The sequence below is a fragment of the Streptomyces sp. NPDC059788 genome, from assembly GCF_042732265.1.
Classification (GTDB): domain Bacteria; phylum Actinomycetota; class Actinomycetes; order Streptomycetales; family Streptomycetaceae; genus Streptomyces.
This window is the reverse complement of sequence record NZ_JBHWHY010000018.1, coordinates 159,325-178,177: the sequence shown is the minus strand read 5'-3', so window position 1 is coordinate 178,177 and position 18,853 is coordinate 159,325. Positions and strand designations below refer to the sequence as shown.

At 72.8% G+C, this 18,853-nt stretch carries 16 protein-coding genes; 9 read left to right on the top strand and 7 right to left on the bottom strand.

From position 1 onward, the window contains the following. Positions 1-261: 261 nt before the first annotated feature. The gene (locus ACFV57_RS18035; RefSeq protein WP_385232523.1) at positions 262-405 is read right to left on the bottom strand and encodes a lasso RiPP family leader peptide-containing protein; all 144 of its coding nucleotides are present in this window, start codon (positions 403-405) and stop codon (positions 262-264) included. Between the two features lie 319 nt (positions 406-724). Here ACFV57_RS18035 and ACFV57_RS18030 point away from each other — a divergent pair, with 319 nt between their 5' ends. Both ACFV57_RS18030 and ACFV57_RS18025 read left to right on the top strand, forming a co-directional pair. Further along, complete coding sequence (locus tag ACFV57_RS18030) at positions 725-2,125, top strand: nitrate/nitrite transporter (RefSeq protein WP_385232520.1); 1,401 nt, start codon at positions 725-727, stop codon at positions 2,123-2,125. A 141-nt stretch (positions 2,126-2,266) separates the two neighbouring features. After that, positions 2,267-3,541 carry a uroporphyrinogen-III synthase gene (locus ACFV57_RS18025; RefSeq protein WP_385232517.1) on the top strand — a complete coding sequence of 425 codons (1,275 nt, stop codon included), beginning with the start codon at positions 2,267-2,269 and terminating at the stop codon, positions 3,539-3,541. A 42-nt stretch (positions 3,542-3,583) separates the two neighbouring features. Here ACFV57_RS18025 and ACFV57_RS18020 read toward each other — a convergent pair whose 3' ends face one another. Then, the gene (locus tag ACFV57_RS18020; protein ID WP_385232514.1) at positions 3,584-4,360 is read right to left on the bottom strand and encodes a class I SAM-dependent methyltransferase; all 777 of its coding nucleotides are present in this window, start codon (positions 4,358-4,360) and stop codon (positions 3,584-3,586) included. Positions 4,361-4,502: 142 nt separating this feature from the next. On the opposite strand from ACFV57_RS18020, the gene ACFV57_RS18015 reads away from it, so the two are divergent. After that, positions 4,503-5,129: a CGNR zinc finger domain-containing protein gene (locus ACFV57_RS18015; protein WP_385232511.1), complete on the top strand. Its 627-nt coding sequence runs from the start codon at positions 4,503-4,505 to the stop codon at positions 5,127-5,129. Between the two features lie 44 nt (positions 5,130-5,173). On the opposite strand, the gene ACFV57_RS18010 is transcribed toward ACFV57_RS18015, so the two are convergent. After that, a complete protein-coding gene (locus ACFV57_RS18010) occupies positions 5,174-6,130 on the bottom strand; it encodes a CHRD domain-containing protein (RefSeq protein WP_385232508.1) in 957 nt (318 codons plus the stop codon). A 493-nt stretch (positions 6,131-6,623) separates the two neighbouring features. On the opposite strand from ACFV57_RS18010, the gene ACFV57_RS18005 reads away from it, so the two are divergent. The 5 genes from ACFV57_RS18005 to ACFV57_RS17985 all read left to right on the top strand — a co-directional run bounded on the left by ACFV57_RS18005 (position 6,624) and on the right by ACFV57_RS17985 (position 13,019). Further along, on the top strand, positions 6,624-7,163 hold the full coding sequence (locus tag ACFV57_RS18005) for a sigma-70 family RNA polymerase sigma factor (RefSeq protein ID WP_385232505.1): 540 nt from the start codon (positions 6,624-6,626) through the stop codon (positions 7,161-7,163). After that, complete coding sequence (locus ACFV57_RS18000) at positions 7,160-7,900, top strand: anti-sigma factor family protein (RefSeq protein WP_385232502.1); 741 nt, start codon at positions 7,160-7,162, stop codon at positions 7,898-7,900. Before ACFV57_RS18005 ends, ACFV57_RS18000 begins: the two co-directional genes overlap by 4 nt. Before the next feature lie 173 nt (positions 7,901-8,073). Then, positions 8,074-10,500, top strand: a complete 2,427-nt coding sequence (locus ACFV57_RS17995; RefSeq protein ID WP_385232499.1) for a HelD family protein — start codon at positions 8,074-8,076, stop codon at positions 10,498-10,500. A gap of 467 nt (positions 10,501-10,967) precedes the next feature. After that, positions 10,968-12,401: an NAD-dependent malic enzyme gene (locus ACFV57_RS17990; protein WP_385232496.1), complete on the top strand. Its 1,434-nt coding sequence runs from the start codon at positions 10,968-10,970 to the stop codon at positions 12,399-12,401. A gap of 336 nt (positions 12,402-12,737) precedes the next feature. Next, positions 12,738-13,019 carry an HU family DNA-binding protein gene (locus ACFV57_RS17985; protein ID WP_004571953.1) on the top strand — a complete coding sequence of 94 codons (282 nt, stop codon included), beginning with the start codon at positions 12,738-12,740 and terminating at the stop codon, positions 13,017-13,019. A 622-nt stretch (positions 13,020-13,641) separates the two neighbouring features. Here ACFV57_RS17985 and murA read toward each other — a convergent pair. Then, a complete protein-coding gene (murA, locus tag ACFV57_RS17980; RefSeq protein ID WP_385232494.1) occupies positions 13,642-14,988 on the bottom strand; it encodes a UDP-N-acetylglucosamine 1-carboxyvinyltransferase in 1,347 nt (448 codons plus the stop codon). Between the two features lie 298 nt (positions 14,989-15,286). Between murA and ACFV57_RS17975 the strand changes: the two genes are divergently transcribed. After that, positions 15,287-15,877: a YqgE/AlgH family protein gene (locus ACFV57_RS17975; RefSeq protein ID WP_385232491.1), complete on the top strand. Its 591-nt coding sequence runs from the start codon at positions 15,287-15,289 to the stop codon at positions 15,875-15,877. Between the two features lie 54 nt (positions 15,878-15,931). On the opposite strand, the gene ACFV57_RS17970 is transcribed toward ACFV57_RS17975, so the two are convergent. The 3 genes from ACFV57_RS17970 to ACFV57_RS17960 all read right to left on the bottom strand — a co-directional run bounded on the left by ACFV57_RS17970 (position 15,932) and on the right by ACFV57_RS17960 (position 18,697). Then, entirely contained in the window at positions 15,932-16,867 is a 936-nt protein-coding gene (locus ACFV57_RS17970; protein ID WP_385232488.1) for a LysR family transcriptional regulator, read from the bottom strand. Between the two features lie 196 nt (positions 16,868-17,063). Next, the gene (locus ACFV57_RS17965; protein ID WP_385232485.1) at positions 17,064-17,429 is read right to left on the bottom strand and encodes a hypothetical protein; all 366 of its coding nucleotides are present in this window, start codon (positions 17,427-17,429) and stop codon (positions 17,064-17,066) included. Positions 17,430-17,443: 14 nt separating this feature from the next. After that, positions 17,444-18,697: a helix-turn-helix transcriptional regulator gene (locus tag ACFV57_RS17960; protein ID WP_385232482.1), complete on the bottom strand. Its 1,254-nt coding sequence runs from the start codon at positions 18,695-18,697 to the stop codon at positions 17,444-17,446. Positions 18,698-18,853: the final 156 nt, after the last annotated feature.

Sequence of the window (18,853 nt, the reverse complement as noted above, 5' to 3'; positions counted from 1 at the left end):
GGCCGGGGGGGCCCGGGGGGGGGGGGGGGCGGGGGGGGGGGGGGCCGGGGGGGGGGGGGGGGGGGGGGCCGCCCCCCCCCGCCCCCCCCCCGGCCGGGCGTCCGGCCGCTGCGGTGGGGGCGGCCCCTGCCGGGGCGGGCGGTGCGCGCCCGGGCAGGGACCGCCGGACTGGGGGCGTGTGGGCGACGTCCCGTCAGGCCGGGGGCCCGGGGGCCACGCCGGGGCGAGGCGCCGCCCGGCGTGACCCACGCGGTTTCCGGGTCACCACCAGCCGTGGCCGCGCCCGCCGAAGGCGTCCCAGTGGTGTCCGTGGAAGCCGAGCGTCAACTCGGTGAAGTCACCGGCCTCGGCCAGCTCCGGTGTCTCGTACTCGGCCGTCTCAAGCTGTTCCTGGATTTCCGCCATGGGCGTGTCCCCTTCTCTCAGATGTGCCGCGCGGCAGGTGAACACCGGCTGTGCTCATGCGATTACGCAGCGCGTCCGGACATCGATGCTGCCAGCACCCATGGCCGCTGCCATTGCCCCTAACGAGTGATGAAGGGGGCGCACGGGGTGCATTGGCGTAACCTCCGGCGGTTGTGCGCTGCCCGCGCGCGTCCCGCTCACCGCGCGCTCCCGGTCGCGGTGAGCGCAAGGTTTCGCGGCGGTCACGCGCCGCCACAGGGGGGAAACGCGCCCTTCCTAGCGTCGCGGGTACGGCGGAAACCGGGAGCTGGGAGGCGCGATGACAGGCACGGGAACGGCCACGGGCGGGGCGGCGGCCCGCACCCCCGCGCGGGGAGCGGGCCGCTGGATCGAGCGGTGGGACCCGGAGGACGCGGCCTTCTGGGAGGAGCACGGGCGACGGATCGCGCGGCGCAACCTCGTGCTCTCCGTCGTCTGCGAGCACATCGGCTTCTCCGTGTGGAGCCTGTGGTCGGTCCTGGTGCTGTTCATGGGCCCGGAGTACGGGATCGACGCGGCCGGGAAGTTCTTCCTGGTGGCGGTGCCGACGCTGGTGGGGGCGGTGCTGCGGGTGCCGTACACGTTCGCGGTGGCGCGGTTCGGCGGGCGCAACTGGACGGTGACCGGTGCGGTGCTGCTGCTCGTGCCCACCGCCGCAGCGGCGTTCGCACTGCGGCCGGGCACCCCGTACCCCGTCTTCCTGCTGGTCGCGGCCCTGGCGGGAGTCGGCGGCGGGAACTTCGCCTCGTCCATGACGAACATCAACTCCTTCTATCCGCTGCGGAAGAAGGGCTGGGCGCTCGGCCTGAACGCGGGCGGCGGCAACCTCGGCGTGCCCGTCGTCCAACTGCTCGGCCTGCTCGTCATCGCCACGGCCGGCGCGTCCCACCCGCGGCTGGTGCTCGCGGTCTACCTCCCGCTGATCGTGCTCGCGGCGGTGCTGGCGGCGCTCTTCATGGACAATCTGCGGCCGGTGCGCAACGACACCGGTGCGGCCCGGGACGCGGCCCGCGACCCGCACACCTGGATCGTCTCGCTCCTCTACGTAGGCACCTTCGGGTCGTTCATCGGCTACGGCTTCGCCTTCGGCCTGGTCCTGCAGGCCCAGTTCGCGCGCACGCCCCTCCAGGCGGCTTCGCTGACCTTCCTCGGGCCGCTGCTCGGCTCACTGGTGCGGCCGGTGGGCGGCCGGCTGGCGGACCGGTACGGCGGGGCCCGCATCACCCTGGCGGCCTTCGTGGCGATGGCAGCGGCTACGGGGGTGGTGATCCTGGCCTCGGCACGGCACTCGCTGGACGTCTTCCTCGCCGGCTTCGTCGCCCTGTTCGTGCTCAGCGGGCTCGGCAACGGCTCCACGTACAAGATGATTCCGGGCATCTTCCAGGCCAAGGCGCTGACGAAGGGGCTGACGGGGGAGGCCGCGGCGGCCCACGGGCGGCGGCTGTCCGGCGCGGCGATGGGCCTGATCGGCGCGGTCGGCGCGCTCGGCGGGCTGGGCATCAACCTCGCCTTCCGCCAGTCCTTCCAGTCGGGGGGCACCGGCACCCCGGCGTTCGTGGCCTTCCTCGGCTGCTACGCGCTGTGCTCCGCGGTGACCTGGGCCGTATACCTCAGGCGGACGGCGGCCACCGTGTCCGTACGGGACCGGGAGACGCCCGCGCCCGCGCTCGCGGAGGTGTGACGCGCGGGGCCGCAGGGCGCCCGCGGCGGTCCGTAACAGCTGGGAAATACTGCGGGTGCGGGCCTGTCACCAGCGGTTGGCAGGCTCGGACCTTCACCGGTGCCCGGCGGCACCGGAGTCAGGACAAGCCAGGGACGGTCCATGTACGAGGGCGAGCACGACGAGCGGCGGGACGACGGCGCGCCGGAGGACGGCACGCGGGACGACAGCACGGGGGACGACAGCACGGGGGAGGACGGCGCGCGGGACGACGGGCGGCGGCGCGGGGCGGTGGCGGCCGCAGCCGCGGACGTACGGCCCCTGGACGGCTTCACCGTCGGGGTGACCGCCGCCCGCCGAGCCGAGGAACTGGGCGCCCTGCTCGAACGGCGCGGCGCCCAGGTCGTGCACGCCCCCGCGCTGCGCATCGTGCCGCTGTCCGACGACGCGGAACTGCTCGCCGCCACCAAGGACCTGCTCGACCGGGCCCCGGACGTGGTCATCGCGACCACCGCGATCGGCTTCCGCGGCTGGGTCGAGGCGGCCGAGGGCTGGGGGCTCGGCGAGGCGCTGCTCGCCCGGCTCGGCGCGGTCGACCTGCTGGCCCGCGGCCCGAAGGTCAAGGGCGCCATCCGCGCGGCCGGGCTGACGGAGAAGTGGTCACCGGCGTCCGAGTCGCTGGCCGAGGTGCTGGACCGGCTCCTGGAGGAGGGCGTGCGCGGGCTGCGGGTCGCCATCCAGCTGCACGGCGAACCACTGCCCGGTTTCGTCGAGTCGCTGCGGGCGGGCGGCGCCGAGGTGGTCGGCGTCCCGGTCTACCGCTGGATGCCGCCCGCCGACATCGGCCCCGTCGACCGGCTGCTGGACGCGGCGGTCGGCCACGGCCTCGACGCGGTCACCTTCACCAGCGCTCCGGCCGCGTCCTCACTGCTGCGCCGCGCCGAGGAGCGCGGGATGCGGGACGAACTGCTGCACGCGCTGCGGCACGACGTACTGCCCGCGTGTGTCGGGCCGGTCACCGCGCTGCCGCTGGAGGCCCACGAGGTGACCACGTACCAGCCCGAACGCTTCCGGCTCGGCCCGCTCGTGCAGCTCCTGTGCCGGGAACTCCCGCACCGCACCCGCCCGTTGACGGTCGCCGGGCGGCGGGTGGAGCTGCGCGGGCAGGCCGTGCTGGTCGACGGCGTACTGCGGCCCGTGCCCCCGGCGGGAATGGCGCTGCTGCGCGCGCTGGCCCGCCGCCCCGGCTGGGTGGTCTCCCGCGCCGACCTGCTGCGGGCCCTGCCGGGCGCGGGGCGCGACGAGCACGCGGTGGAGACGGCGATGGCCCGGCTGCGGGGGGCGCTGGGCGCGCCCAAGCTGATCCAGACGGTGGTCAAGCGGGGGTACCGGCTGGCGCTCGACCCGCGGCTGGGGGCCAAGTACGGCGACGGCTGACGTACCGGCCGTACGGCCGTGTCCGGGGCTTCCGGGCCGTCGTCACGCCGGGTTGGACACCCGGATCTTGGACTGTCCGTGCGGGCGGGTCTCCCAGTCCTCCATGAACCGGGCCTCCAGGCCGTGCTTGCGGGCCAGCGCGAGCAGCGTCTCGGTGCGGTAGTAGAAGTCCTCGCGCAGCACCTGGTGTTCGGCGCCCTCGGTGCGGTCGAAGGTGAAGTCGAAGAACCCGCCGGGCGCCAGGATGCGGCCGACGTGCCGGAAGCTCTGGTCGATCACGGACAGCGGCGAGTGCGAGAAGACGCTGTGCGCGTGGACCACGTCGAAGTGCCGGTCCGGCAGGAAGTCGAAGGTCAGGTCCTGGGTGAGCGTCAGGTGCGGCAGCTTGTCCTGGAGGTCGTAGGTGGCCAGCGTCTTCTTGGCGGAGATCAGGATGTCCGGGGAGATGTCGATGCCGTAGTAGTTGCCGGTGTCGAGGTGGGCGATGAAGCGCCAGCCGGCCCGCAGGTTGCCGCAGCCGATGTCCAGCATCCGCATGTCCGGCCGCAGCCCGTGCTCCATCAGATAGGTGAACTGCATCTCGCCCAGCGCCAGCCACCGTTCGTGGCTGCGGCTGCCGACCGCGGCCTCCGGGTTGCGGCTGGTGTCGGAGGCCATCACGGCGCGGTAGTACGCGACGTGGTCGGGGTGCTTGAGGCGCAGCCAGCCGTCCCGGGCGGTGCGCTTGAGGTACGGGGCGATCCGCGCCGGGTTGCTGACCGCGTAACGGACCTTGTGCGTGAGGCTGGAGCGGTTCTTGAGCAGGGTCTTGGCCGACATGCCCCGGACTATACATCAGCTGTATACATCTGGTGTATACGCCACGCCCCGTCCGGTACGCGGCGGTGCCGAGGGTTCCGGCAGGGGGCCGCGCCGGGCACTCTGATAGGGCAGAGGATGTCTCCGAAGGAGTGACGGGCACATGGCGGCGCCTTTTGACCTGCGGTTCGACTGCGGGCGGATCTGCCTGGACCTGATGGCCACGACGACCGGCCAGACCGCGGAGCGGCTGGCCGGCCCCGAACATCTGGCGGCCTGGCTGGTGGGTTCGGGCGTTGTCCCCGGCAGCACCCAGCTCGGCGCCGTCGACCGCGGCTGGGTCGTACGCTTCCGGATGCTGCGCGAACTGCTGCGCCGCGTGATCCACGACGAACTGCGCGGCCGGGCCGCCGACGGCGACCTGCGCCTGCTCAACGCGGCCGCCGCCGCCCCGGTGCCGTCCGCCCGTGCCGTACGCGCCGACGACGGCGCCCTGGTCAGATCGTTCAACGGGCCGCCCGACTGCGCGGGGCTGCTGGCGGCGGTGGCGCGGGACGCGATAGGGATGCTGACCGACGCGGTCGCGCGCGGCCAGCTGCGGCAGTGCGAGGGCGAGAGCTGCTCGCTGGTGTATCTGGACACCTCGCGCGGCCGGCGGCGCCGGTGGTGCTCCAGCGAGGTGTGCGGGAACCGTGAGCGGGTGGCCCGCCACCGCAGGCGGGCCACCCGCCGGGCGGACGGGGCGGCGGCGGAGGCGGTGGACGGGGCGCCCGTCGCGGGGGTCCGCTGAGCGCCGGGTCCCAGGGACGGGGTCCGGCGCCGCCGGGCGCCGCGTCAGCCGTTCGCCGACTGCCGCCCGTTCGCCGACTGCTGCCCGTCCGCCGTGCGGCCGGTGCCGACGAACACGTAGTCGGCCTTGTACGGCACCGCGACCTCCGGACGTACGGCCGGATCGCAGGCGCCGGCCGGGGCGACACCGCCCGCCGTGTTCAGCCGGAAGACCTCGACGGTGCCGCCGAGCAGCCCGCCCGGCCGCCCCGCCTGCCGTGCGTCCAGGGCGAGTTCGGGAATGTTGCCCGCGCCGTTCGGCGTCCTGGAGCGCACCGTGCCGGTGACGGCGGAGCGGTCTGGCGCCACCCAGACGGGCGGGCCCTTGGGGCCGGGCGCGACGAAGGAGTGGGCGATGCCGCCTTCGAGGAGGGCCCGTACGTTCCGCTGCGTGTAGGCGTAGTGCCCGTCGGTCTGCCGGGTGCAGGCGTAGACCTGTGCGCCCCGGATCACGGAGGCCCGCACGCTGTGCCGCAGGGCCCGGTCCGCGTCGGGGGAGCCCGACAATGCGTGGAGCTGTCCGCGTACCGCGCCGCGCGGGAATTGCGCCGTATGGAGATTGAAAGAGAAACCATTCGGCCGGCTGCGCAGGGCGTCCCGGACACGCGGATCGGCCACCGTCACCGTGCCGCTCACCGTGGCCTTCCCGGCACGTGGTTTCCCCTTGAACAAAGGAATGCGTACGGGCCCTTCGGCGCCTTTCCCCGCCTCCTGGAGGGTGGCCGCGGTGGGCGCGCCGACGCCCCGGAACGACAGCGCGAAGGAGAGCCGGTCGCCCCGGAGGCGGAGGAAGGCCAGGGCCCGCCCGTCCCGGTCGCCCGGCGCCGACACCACGTCGCTCCCGTCCAGGCTGCTCACGAAGGAGGCCGCCGCGGTGCCTTCGGCCTGCGCCGGCAACGCCGTGAGCAGCGCCGCGACGGCTGCGGCCGCACCGGCGGCGGCCACGGTCCCGATGCGGATCACGGCGCATCACCCCTGCCCTGGTTCATGGTCGACCTCCCTGCCGAGGCGCCCCGGCCGTCGGAGCGGGCTCGTCGGGCTGCGGTACGAGGCGTCCGCCGCGGGCGTTCACCGGCGAAAGGAGCGCCGCGTCACGGCGGCCGGGCTGAACGCGCGCGAGGAGAAAGCCGTGCCGCCCGCGCGGGCGCGCCGGGAGCGCCCGGGGGCGCGTGGGAAAGGCCCGCGCGCTCACGCCCGTAAACCCGCTCACCGCCCCGGGAATTCACCCGGCGGGCGCTGAGCCGCGGCCCGCCCGCCCCCGTACTGCAGGCTGAAGGGGTGTGCTTGCGCCCGGAATTCGAGACGAGGGGGCGGACATGCGCGATCCCGGCCGCGGACGGCAGAACGAGGTGATCGACGGTGCGGACGGCGACGACGGTGGCACCGGCGACGCACGCGAGCGCTGATACCCGTGCGCACCGATTGTCCGATCCACGCTATCGACCCGGGAGTTGGCGTGCGCAAGGATGCCGTCGTGGCAGACAGTACGTCGCCGGACGAGGAGCTGATGCGGGCCCTCTACGAGGAGCACGCCGGCCCGCTGCTCGCCTTCGTGCTGCGTCTGGTCGCCGGGGACCGGCACCGGGCGGAGGACGTGGTGCAGGAGACCCTGCTGAGAGCCTGGCGCAACGCCGGCCAGCTGCAGCGCGCGACCGGCTCCATCCGCCCCTGGCTGGTCACGGTCGCCCGGCGGATCGTCATCGACAGCCACCGCAGCCGCCAGGCGCGGCCCCAGGAAGTCGACGCCGCGCCCCTGGAGTCGATGCCCGCCGCCGACGAGATCGACCGGGCGCTGCGCCTGATGACGATCACCGAGGCGCTCGGCGACCTCAGCCAGGCCCACCGGGAGGCGCTGATAGAGACCTACTTCAGGGGACGTACGGTCAGCGAGGCGGCCGAGGTGCTGCGGGTGCCGGCGGGGACCGTCCGGTCCCGGGTGTTCTACGCCCTGCGCTCCCTGAAGCTCTCACTTGAAGAACGAGGAGTGACGGCGTGAAGCGGCCCACGAAGCCCGTGGCACACACCGACGTCGGCGCCTACGCGCTGGGCGTCCTGGACGCCGCCGAGGCGGCACGGTTCGAGGAGCACCTGGCCGGCTGCGACCGGTGCGCCGCCGAACTCGACGACCTGATGGGCCTGTCGCCCCTGCTCGCCGACGCCAGGGAGTCGGCACCCGACCCGGAGGCGGTCGTCGCCGTGCCCGGACCGGGCCTCCTCGACGGTCTGCTGGCCGAGGTCGGCGCGGTGCGCCGCACCCGGCGCCGGCGCCGCCTGTACCTGGTGGCCGCCGCCGCGGTGCTGGTCGCCGGCGGGCCCCTGGCCACGTACGCGCTGACCTCGGGGGACGCCGACGAGAGCCCGGAACACCTGGCGGCCTACGCCCGCACGATGTACGAACACGGCGAGAAGGCGGGCACGGTCGACCCGGTGACCAAGGTCGCCGCCAGCGTCTCCCTGGAGCGCAGGGCCTGGGGCACGCACGTCGCCCTCAAACTGGGCAACGTCCGGGGTCCGCTCACCTGCGACCTGGTGGCGGTCGGCAAGGGCGGCGCGGAGCAGACCGTCACGACCTGGGCGGTGCCCGCCGGCGGCTACGGCCTCAAGGACGGCGCCACCAAGTGGAACAAGGAGCCCCTCTACACGCACGGCGGCGCCGCCATGAATCGTTCCAGCATCGACCGCTTCGAGGTCCGCACGCTGGACGGCAGGCGGCTGGCACAGATCAAGGTCTGAGCGCCCGGGAGCGCCCCGGACGAAGGGGAACCCCTGGTTCCGTACGGGCCGCTCCTCCGCGGTGCCCGGTTTGGTCCCGTCCGGTGGTGATTTCGTCCTTTGGGCCAGGTGCGCCCGGTGCCCGGTTCGCGTACGGTTGACGGCTGCCCTACGCACAGAAGAAGGGGGCCTGGGTGGCCGCGCAGAATGCCACGCACGCGCCGGACTCCGTCGACGACGCACTGCCGGACAGCACTCGCGACCGCGAGATCGCGTCCGAACAGGAGCACCTCGACCATGTCTACCAGCGTCTTGAGGAGAAGATCCACGAGGCCGAGTTCCTCATGGACGACGCCGCCAAACGCGGCCAGGTCGGCACGCCCGGCGCCCTCGCCGAGCGGGACGCCCAGGTCTTCCAGGCCGGCGCCCACCTGAACCGGCTCAACTCCGAGTACGAGGACTTCCTCTTCGGCCGCATCGACCTGCTCCGGGGCAAGGACGGCAAGAAGGGCCCGGACGGCGCCTACACCTCCGTCGAACCGGCCGACGGCGCCGTCACCGACGGCCGCGCCGAGATCGCCGAGACCCTGCACATCGGCCGCCTCGGCGTGCTGGACGCCGACTACAGCCCGCTGGTCATCGACTGGCGGGCGCCCGCCGCCGCCCCCTTCTACCGGGCCACCCCGGTCGCCCCCGGCCGTGTCGTACGCCGCCGGGTCATCCGCTCCAAGGGCCGCCGCGTCCTCGGCGTCGAGGACGACCTGATGCGCCCGGAGATCACCGCGACGCTGGACGGCGAGGACCTGCCCGCGGTCGGCGACGGCGCGCTGATGGCCGCACTGGGCCGCGCCCGCAGCCACACGATGCGCGACATCGTCGCCTCCATCCAGGCCGAGCAGGACATGGTCATCCGGGCCCCCGCCGCCTCCGTCACCGAGGTCGAGGGCGGTCCCGGCACCGGCAAGACCGCGGTGGCGCTGCACCGCGCCGCCTACCTCCTCTACCAGGACCGCCGCCGCTACGCGGGCGGCATCCTCATCGTCTCCCCGACGCCGCTGCTCGTCGCGTACACCGAAGGCGTCCTGCCGTCCCTCGGCGAGGAGGGCCAGGTCGCCATCCGCGCGCTGGGCTCCCTGGTGGACGGGGCGGAAGCCACCGCGTACGACTCCCCGGCCGTGGCCCGCGTCAAGGGCTCCAGCCGGATGCAGAAACTGCTCCGCAAGGCGGCCCGCGGGGCCCTGGAACTGGCCGCGACCGCGTCCGCGGGGGCCGCCGCCGCGCCCGCCGACGGCCAGCTCGCCTTCGGCGAGGACGACGAGGAGACGGCGGCCCCCGCCGGACCGCCGGACCGCCTGCGGGTCGTCGTCTTCGGCGCCCGCATCGAACTGGACGCGCGCGACCTGCACCGCATCCGCCAGTCCGCCCTCGGCGGCACCGCGCCGGTCAACCTGCTGCGCCCGCGCGCCCGCCGCCTCGTCCTGGACGCCCTGTGGTCCAGATCCGGCGCCGCCAAGCGCTACACGGACCCCGAACTGGCCGCCGAGGCCCGCCAGGCGTTCGACGAGGACGTCACCACCGAGCCGGACTTCCAGGACTTCCTCGACGCCTGGTGGCCGGAGCTGACCCCGCGCGGCGTACTGGCCGCGATGGCCGACGAGCGCCGCCTGGGCCGCTGGGCGCGCCGGGTGCTCAACCCGCGCGAGGTACGCCGGATGGCCCGCTCCCTGAGCCGCCTCGACGCGGGCGGGCAGGGGCCGCTGTCCGTCCACGACGTCGCGCTGCTGGACGAACTGCAGCTGATCCTCGGCGCGCCGCCCCGGCCCGCCCGGCCCCGCGAGGCCGATCCGCTGGACCAGCTCACCGGTCTGGTGGAGCTGAGCACGTACGGCGAGCGCATGTCCGGCGGCGGGCGCGGCAGACGCGAGCGGCTGGAGGAGGAGCGTACGGACTACGCCCACGTCATCGTCGACGAGGCGCAGGACCTGACGCCCATGCAGTGGCGGATGGTGGGCCGCCGCGGCCGGCACGCGACGTGGACGGTCGTCGGCGACCCGGCGCAGTCGTCCTGGTCCGACCCGGACGAGGCGGCCGTCGCCCGCGACGAGGCGCTGGGCACCCGCCCGCGCCGCCGCTTCACCCTCACCGTCAACTACCGCAACCCGGCGGAGGTCGCCGAGCTGGCGGCGCGGGTGCTGGCGCTGGCGATGCCGGGCATGGAGGCGCCGGAGGCGGTCCGTTCCACGGGGCTGAAGCCGCGCTTCGTGGTCGCGGCCGCCGGCGCCGACGGCCTGGCCGGTTCCGTACGGGACGCGGCCCGGCGGCTGCTGGACGAGGTCGACGGCACGGTCGGTGTCGTGGTGGCGATGGACCGCCGCGCGGAGGCCCGCCGTTGGCTGGCGGGGCTGGGCGACCGGGTGGTGGCGCTGGGCTCGCTGGAGGCCAAGGGGCTGGAGTACGACGCGACGCTGGTGGTCTCGCCCGCCGAGATCGCGGACGAGTCGCCGGCCGGGCTGCGGGTGCTGTACGTGGCGCTGACCCGGGCCACCCAGCAGCTGACGGTCCTGTCCGGGGCGCGGGACGAGCCGGACGAGCACGGGGTCCCGGACCTGCTCAGGGACTGAGCCGCGGGCGGCTGTCGGGGGCCGTACGGGGGAGTCCCGGGGAGTCCGGCGGCCGCCGCGAAAGAAGGTCGCGGGACGGGATTCGCTTCGAGAGATGGTTTGTTAGCCTTGGTGGTGGCACCGGCCCGATCCAAGCCCCCGGGCCCAACCATAGTCGCTACGAGCGACCACTTGCCGCGAGGCGAGCATGGCGGGTCGGTGTCACTGAAGCACGACGACGGGCGTCTTCCGGAGCAATCCGGGAGGCGCCCGTCGCCGTTCGCGCACTGTTCATCCGGGGTTGACGGCGGGTCTTCCACTCGGCGGATAAATTCTCGTATGGTGGAAGAGTCTTTCCGGAATCGGGAGCTGGTTACCGTATACCGGTTGGTAGGTGGGACGATCGGTCCTCGCGCTCCGGCCCGGTCCCGTTGCGGACCCCGGAGCGGCGCGCAGAGTGAAACAAGGGAAAGCAGAGGAAGTCGGCCATGGCAACGGCGCCTAGCGTCTCGTATTCGATGACGGTTCGGCTGGAGGTTCCCGCGAGCGGTACGGCGGTCAGCCAGCTCACCACGGCCGTGGAGTCCTCCGGCGGCTCCGTCACCGGCCTCGACGTGACCGCCTCCGGCCACGAAAAGCTCCGTATCGACGTCACCATCGCCGCGACCTCCACCGCGCACGCGGACGAGATCGTCGAGAAGCTCCGCGGCATCGAGGGCGTCTCGCTCGGCAAGGTCTCCGACCGTACGTTCCTGATGCACCTCGGCGGCAAGATCGAGATGCAGTCCAAGCACCCCATCCGCAGCCGTGACGACCTGTCGATGGTCTACACCCCCGGCGTCGCCCGGGTCTGCCAGGCCATCGCCAACAACCCCGAGGACGCCCGGCGCCTGACCATCAAGCGCAACAGCGTCGCGGTCGTCACCGACGGCTCCGCCGTGCTGGGCCTGGGCAACATCGGCCCCAAGGCCGCGCTGCCCGTCATGGAGGGCAAGGCGGCCCTCTTCAAGCGCTTCGCCGGCATCGACGCCTGGCCGCTGTGCCTGGACACCCAGGACACCGACGCGATCGTCGAGATCGTCAAGGCCATCGCCCCCGGCTTCGCGGGCATCAACCTGGAGGACATCTCCGCGCCCCGCTGCTTCGAGATCGAGGCCCGGCTGCGCGAGGCCCTGGACATCCCGGTTTTCCACGACGACCAGCACGGCACCGCCATCGTGGTGCTCGCCGCGCTGACCAACGCGCTGCGCGTGGTGGGCAAGAAGACCGAGGACGTACGGGTCGTCATGTCCGGCGCCGGCGCCGCGGGCACGGCCATCCTCAAGCTGCTGATCGCGGCCGGCGTCCGGCACGCGGTCGTCGCCGACATCCACGGCGTGGTGCACGCGGGCCGCGAGGACCTCGTCGACGCCGACCCCGACTCGCCGCTGCGCTGGATCGCCGACAACACCAACCCGGAGGGCGAGACCGGCACCCTCAAGGAGGCCGTCGTCGGCGCCGACGTCTTCATCGGCGTCTCCGCGCCCAACGTCCTGGACGGCGACGACGTGGCCCAGATGGCCAAGGGCGCGATCGTGTTCGCACTCGCCAACCCCGACCCCGAGGTGGACCCCGCGATCGCGCGGCAGACCGCCTCCGTCGTGGCCACCGGCCGCTCCGACTTCCCCAACCAGATCAACAACGTGCTGGTCTTCCCGGGCGTCTTCCGCGGCCTGCTGGACGCGCAGTCCCGTACGGTGAACACGGAAATGATGCTGGCCGCTGCCGGTGCCCTGGCGGACGTCGTCCTGGACGACGAGCGCAACGCGAACTACATCATCCCCAGCGTCTTCAACGACAAGGTCGCCGGCGCGGTGGCCGACGCGGTGAAGGAGGCCGCCAAGGCCGCCGGGGAGGCTGTGACGGCCGCCACGACGGTCTGACGCCCGGCGCGTCGCATGACACGGGGCCCGCGGCGCCCCCATAGGGTGGCGGGCAGCAACGGCCGCCCGCCCTGCGGGGCCCGGCCCGGTGGGACACGGTGCGGGATGTCACCACTCCGAGGCAGTGGCGCTTTCCGTGTGACCCTCCTGGGTGCCGGATTGGCTTTACCGCCGCAGGTGGGGGCAGGATGCTCCCCCGAGGACTCCGTCCAGGGGGCACCCCCGGGGCGCGAAAGGATCTGAAGGCAGACCCGGGTCCGGGAACTGTCCGAGGGCCCTGGCAGCATCGGCTTCGATCTCACGCCTCATTGGCAAGAAGAACACGGGAGTACAAACATGAACCGCAGTGAGCTGGTGGCCGCTCTGGCCGACCGTGCCGAGGTGACCCGCAAGGACGCCGACGCCGTTCTGGCCGCGCTCGCCGAGACCGTCGGCGAAGTTGTCGCCAAGGGCGACGAGAAGGTCACCATCCCCGGCTTCCTGACCTTCGAGCGCACCCACCGTGCCGCTCGCACCGCGCGCAACCCGCAGACCGGCGACCCGATCCAGATTCCGGCCGGCTACAGCGTGAAGGTCTCCGCGGGCTCCAAGCTCAAGGAAGCCGCCAAGGGCAAGTAAGCCACCGGGGGCCGCACGGCCCCTGTGAAAAAAGGCGTGAGAGCGGCCGCCCCCCTCGGGGGGCGGCCGCTCTTTTGCGCACACGACGCCCTGAAAGGCCCCCTGAAAGGCCCGGGGCGGTGCCCGTGGGGCCCTTGCGCCTCCTGGTGTCCGCCGAAGCTCTACAGGGGCGTAGAGGCCGTTCAGGGCTTACGCGGGGGTGGAGGGGCCTGTATGGGGGAATGGGGCGCGGGGGCGTACGGGACCGCCGTACGGGGTGGGGGAGCGTGGCTCGCCGCGGCGAGAGCCGGCCGGGTGTATGCGAGCGGGGCCGGACTCGGAAGGGTGGACCCGGGTGGCCGAATCGGGAGGGGCGGATCTGACGGGCCGGGCCGGGGGCTCGGGGGCTCGGGGGTTCGGAGATGGCGGTACCTTCGCCGCCGCCCGTCGCACCCGCAATGCGCGCAGCCCTCGGCTGCTGACGGCACCGGACCACAAGGCCCCGATTCAACCATTTACGAAAGCAAATTCGATGGCCTTTCCGTCCCTCTGTCACACGCAGCGGAAGGGGCGGCCACCCGGGTGGGTGGCCGCCCCTTCCGTCATGTGTGCGCGGGCGCTCCGCCGACGCCCGCCGCGCCGGTCAGGCGCTCAGCGCCCCGTTCGGCAGCTCCACGTGCGCCCCCAGGCTCACGAGCTTCTCCATGAAGTTCTCGTAGCCCCGGTTGATCAGGTCGATGCCGTGCACGCGCGAGGTGCCCTGCGCCGCGAGGGCGGCGATCAGGTACGAGAAGCCGCCGCGCAGGTCCGGGATGACCAGGTCGGCGCCCTGCAGCTTGGTCGGCCCGGACACCACCGCCGAGTGCAGGAAGTTGCGCTGCCCGAAGCGGCAGGCGCTGCCGCCCAGGCACTCCCGGTAGAGCTGGATGTGCGCGCCCATCTGGTTGAGCGCCGAGGTGAAGCCGAGCCGGGACTCGTACACCGTCTCGTGGACGATGGACAGGCCCGACGCCTGCGTCAGGGCGACCACCAGCGGCTGCTGCCAGTCGGTCTGGAAACCGGGGTGTACGTCGGTCTCCAGGGCGATCGCGTCCAGCGAGCCGCCCGGGTGCCAGAAGCGGATGCCCTCGTCGTCGATCTCGAAGGCGCCGCCGACCTTGCGGTAGGTGTTCAGGAAGGTCATCATCGAGCGCTGCTGCGCGCCGCGCACGTAGATGTTGCCCTCGGTGGCCAGCGCCGCGGACGCCCAGGAGGCCGCCTCCAGGCGGTCCGGGAGGGCGCGGTGGTTGTAGCCGCCCAGCTTCTCGACGCCGGTGATCCGGATGGTCCGGTCGGTGTCCATGGAGATGATCGCGCCCATCTTCTGCAGTACGCAGATCAGGTCCTCGATCTCGGGCTCCACGGCCGCGTTCGACAGCTCGGTGACGCCTTCCGCCAGTACGGCGGTCAGCAGCACCTGCTCGGTCGAGCCGACGGACGGGTACGGCAGGCGGATCTTGCAGCCGCGCAGCCGCTGCGGGGCCTCCAGATACTGGCCGTCCGCCCGCTTCTCGATGGTCGCGCCGAACTGGCGCAGCACGTCGAAGTGGAAGTCGACCGGCCGGCCGCCGATGTCGCAGCCGCCCAGGCCCGGGATGAAGGCGTGGCCGAGGCGGTGCAGCAGCGGGCCGCAGAAGAGGATCGGGATGCGCGAGGAGCCGGCGTGCGCGTCGATGTCGGCGACGTTGGCGCTCTCCACGTGCGACGGATCGAGGATGAGCTCGCCCGCTTCGTCGCCGGGGCGCACCGTGACGCCGTGCAGTTGCAGCAGGCCGCGTACGACGCGTACGTCGCGGATGTCGGGCACATTGCGCAGTCTGCTCGGGCTGCTGCCGAGCAGCGCGGCAACCATGGCCTTGGGCACGAGGTTCTTCGCGCCGCGAACCCGGATCTCGCCCTCCAGCGGGGTGCCGCCGTGGACAAGCAGTACGTCGTCGGTAGAGACGGTCATGGATCTCGCGTTCCTGGAGACGGACAGGGGGCCAAGGAGAAATGGTAAGGGCGACGGAGGGGTTGCCCGTAGGCCGGAGCGGGTCCGGGGCGTGTAATGGCTTTGTCACAACACCCTCCGCAACGGTCCGCCTTTGTTCTGTAATCGACATTTGGCCCACTGTGCACTGCTGTGCCCCGGTACGTCGCTCACGGCACGGACCCGTGCGCCGGGCCTGCCGTCGTACGCCCTGCACTGCTCTCGCCCGGGTACCGCTGTTGACTCCCCGCCGCGGTCCGATGTGCGGGATCATGTCCCCATGACCGAGGTGTCCTCGCTCACCGGCCGGCTGCTCGTCGCCACACCGGCGCTCGCCGACCCGAATTTCGACCGTGCGGTGGTGCTCCTGCTCGACCACGACGAGGAGGGGTCCCTCGGCGTGGTCCTCAACCGCCCGACGCCCGTGGGAGTCGGCGACATCCTCGAACCGTGGGCGTCCCTGGCCGGCGAGCCGGGCGTGGTCTTCCAGGGCGGCCCGGTCTCGCTGGACTCGGCGCTGGGCGTGGCCGTGGTGCCGGGCGGCCCGGAGACGCCGGAGAGCGCGCTCGTCGGCGACGGGCCGCTGGGCTGGCGCCGCGTCCACGGCGCCATAGGGCTCGTCGACCTCGAAGCGCCACCGGAACTGCTCTCCACGGTCCTCGGCAGCCTGCGGATCTTCGCCGGGTACGCGGGCTGGGGCCCCGGCCAGTTGGAGGACGAACTGGTCGAAGGCGCCTGGTACGTCGTCGAATCCGAACCGGGCGACGTGTCCTCCCCGGACCCGGAACAACTGTGGCGAGCCGTCCTGCGGCGCCAGCGCAACGAACTGGCGATGGTCGCGACGTACCCCGACGACCCCTCCCTGAACTGAAGCCCCCACTCGGGCTTCCGCCCGCCCGGCCCCGCCCCGACGCCACCCCCTCGCTCAGCCTCCGCCCTCCCCGCCCAACCCGAAGAAGCGTTCCGCCAATGGGTGGGCGCCGCGGGTGGGCAGGGCGAGGCGGACGGTTACGGGCGGCGCGTTCTTCAGGCGTACGAAGCGGATGCCCGGGTGCGTGTGCCGCTCGGCGACCTCCCGCGGCGCCACGCCGACCCCGTGCCCGGCGGCCACCGCCTCCAGCCACTCGTCGAAGTTGTCCGCCGTACAGGCCAGGCGCGGGCGGCGGCCGGCCGGCCACAGTTCGGGGCGGGTGCTGCCGGTGACGGTGTTCACCACGAGCGGGTGGTCCGCCAGCTCGGCCCAGTCCAGCACGCGGCGGCGCGCCAGCGGCCCGGTCGCGCCGAGCCTGCCGACCGCGGCGACCCGCGGCTCGTGCAGCAGTACCCGGGTGCGGACATCGGCGTCCGGCGGGGCGTCCCCGCGCAGTACGGCGATGTCCGACTCCCCGGTGTCCAGCCCGGCCAGCGGCGTGTCGCGGCGCACCAGCCGTACCCCGGCCCCGGTCGCCGCCTCGAACTCCGCGTTCAGCTCGGCGCAGGCGCCCGGCAGCAGCGAGGTGAAGCCGAGCCGCAGCACGCGCTGCCCGCCGGGGGCGCGCAGCGCGGCGGCCAGGCGGGGGAGCAGCGGCGCCAGTTCGGCGTAGAGGCGGCGCCCGTCCTCGGTCAGCTCGACGCGCCGGGTGGTGCGGTCCAGCAACCGGGTGGCGAGCGCCTCCTCAAGGGCCCGTACGGTCCTGGTCAGCGCGGGCTGCCCGACCCGCAGCCGATCGGCGGCATACGTGAAGCTCCGCTCCTCCGCCACGGCCATGAACGCCCGCAAATGACGCAACTCGACACCGTCGATCCCGTCGACGCCGCGTGGCCGAGCCGTCGTCGGTCCCGTGCCCGTCATGACGTCCGCGACGTCCACCGTCTCGTTCACGTCCTGGTGCCACCTTCTGCTGGAACAGCCGTTCAGCCGTTCAGTCATTCAGCCGTTCTGTCGTTCATGGCTCACGCCGCGCCGTCCAGGCGTTCGTCCCCGCGCGTTCCTTTCTCGATTACGCGGAGCCCGCCCGCGCGGCTTCGCACATGCGTGCGGACTTGTCCTGAGGGCTGCCGGAGGTGTCCCTTGAGGATCAGCTCAGTGATTTCTCAACAGCTTCAAAAATGTCCGCGTCGGTCTCCCGCTGCCAGGACGGGAGGTCGGGCCAGTCGGCCACATAGCCGGGTTTCGGGTCTTCGAAGTGCTTGAACATCTGGGCCGTCCAGCATGTCGCGACGAACCGGCCCTTCTGCTCGCGGGACAGTTTCGACGTCCGCCCACCGCTGATTTCGACGAATTGCCGCACCTGGTCGTACACGGCCCCCGCGGCGTCGCGCTCCCACTGCGGGGTGTCCTCCCATGGAGTGACGTAGCCGGCCTTGGGCTCGCCGGGGAAGTGCCGGCGCACTCCCGAGATCCAGGTCTCCCGGAACAGTCGTGCGCCCTTGGTCTGCGACATGCCAACCCCTTTCGTCACGGCGTGCCCAGCGAGCCGATCTCCGCCCTCAGCTCCACCACGCGGTGGTCGCTCACGGGGCCGAACTCGTCGCACAGGGCTCGGAGTCTACGGGCGACGTATCCGGATGATGAGGCTCGGGCGAGGCCGACGGCTTCCCTGCCGTACGTGACGACCTGTTCGGCATCCCGCCGCTTGGCTCCGATGGCCGCCAGGCCGGTGAGCGCCGCGGCCCGACGCCGGTACGACTGTCCGGAAGCCAGGGCCGTTTGTTCCAGCGCGTCCCGCAGCGCTTGCTCGGCCGGATCGAGACGCCCCAGCTGTACGTAGCACGCCCCCCGCTCCTCTGCCAGACGCGCGCCGTCGAATCGAAGCCACCCGCCCTCGGCGCTGCTCCCGGAGAGGCCACGGACGGCCTCGGCCCGGTCCATCGCTCGTTCGCACGCCTCAAGATCGCCGAGCCCTGCGTACGCCTCGGCCTGGACCGAAGCGACCCAATGGCGGGTCGAGAGGCCGCTGTCACCCCGGCCTGCGAGCCTTGCCGCGGCGCCGAGCAGCTGCGCGGCCTGGTGATAGCGGTGCTCGGACATCTCCACGTAGGCGTGGCGTACGAGGGCGCAGGCCCACAGGTCGTACGCTCCGGCGTCCTTGCCGGCCGAGGCCGCGAGCACATACGAGGCAATGGCGTCGGAATTCCGGTTTCCGTCGAACGCGATCTCGCCGGCCAACTGGAAGAGGTCGGCAGCCGCGCTCAGCAGAGGGCGAGTGCTGCCACGGTTTTCCCCGAGGGCCTCATTCATGGTCGCCAGCTGGTCGTGGATGACGGGGTACACCGAGCCCTTGAAACGAGCCATTTGATAGACCTGCCAGAGGTGGCGGTTCATCCTGGCGAAATCGGCGGCCGTCTCCCGGGGGGCCGCTTCCGTCAGGGCTGCCGCCTCCTCCGTCGGCAGGGCGGCCAAGGCGCCGCTGACGGTGAGTACGCGCAGGAATTCGCGGCGGATCATTTCGTCGATGTCTCCCGCGTCCGGAGAGGTGCTGGGCCGAGGAGGCCCGGCATTGCTGCGATCCGCACATTGCGGCGGCGACAAAAGGGCATCCAGCTCGGGCAGGCTGATTTCGAGGGCGCTTGCCAGGCCTCGACGCTGGGGTGGCTGGGGAGCGATCCTGCCGCTTTCCCAACGGCAGACCGTGGTGCGGTCCACGCCGAGTATCAGGGCCAGTCTTTCCTGGCTGTAACCCAGCGCCCTGCGCCGTTTCGCGAGTCCCATGAAGCTCCTCCCTGCGGTCCGGGGGCTGGGCCGGCCGCCGAGCACGGATCTGCGTCAAGACTGCCGCATCGATGCCGTGGGTTTCCCCGACTCTGCCGTATTTACTCGGAGTTGCTGCACACGGTCCGGTAAGGAACGGCGAAAGGGGCTGTACAT